Raw genomic sequence first — 773 nt, forward strand, 5'->3', positions numbered from 1 at the left:
ATTTTTTAATAGGTTAAACACTATATCATTTACCAAAATTATTTGATCTATATTTTGACGATAATTGAATATATAATTGCATACACATTTTATAATTAAAATAATTTACATGTTGAACGTTAACAAATTTATTGATCAAATTTCCCCTCTTATTAATAACAGCAACCCACAATACTCAACACTCAATATTGCTCTAGGTTTCGACGACAATTACGCAATGCCTGCCGGTGTTGCAATGTTATCAGTAATAAAAAACACGCCAAATTATAATCTTCATTTTCATTTATTTATTGATAATGTCTCTGATAAAAATATTGAAAAATTCAAAAAACTAAGCTGTAGTAATGTGTCGATTACGCTTTATTATTTGAATAATAATTTTATTATAAATCCTAAAACACTTGTTTTACATATAACTAATGTATCAACTTGTATTCGTTTTATCATGCCCAATTTACTTTCCTCAATAACTGATAAATTAATTTACCTTGATAGTGATGTAATATGTTTACAATCATTAGCACAAATATTTGAGTACAATATTGAAGATTATATTGCTGGCGTAGTAAGCGATACAAAAGATATGCAACAAACAATAAGTAAAATGTATCACATTGATTCAAAAAAATATTTTAATGCAGGCGTTCTTTTGATAAACACAAAAAAATGGTGTGATGAAAATATTTCTGAAAAGGCGCTAGAATTGATCAATAATGGAAATATATATAAATTTGCGGATCAAGATGTTTTAAACATTTTGCTTGAAAATAAAA

The 773-nt window shown here is 25.6% G+C and carries 1 protein-coding gene; it reads left to right on the forward strand.

Features of this window, described 5'->3' with window-relative positions; all coding sequences use genetic code 11:
• Positions 1-217: 217 nt before the first annotated feature.
• The coding region (locus A9G30_RS12105) for a glycosyltransferase family 8 protein (RefSeq protein ID WP_176700916.1) at positions 218-773 on the forward strand (556 nt) is incomplete at its 3' end.

The organism is Gilliamella sp. Fer4-1 (assembly GCF_001690515.1).
GTDB lineage: Bacteria > Pseudomonadota > Gammaproteobacteria > Enterobacterales > Orbaceae > Gilliamella > Gilliamella apicola_C.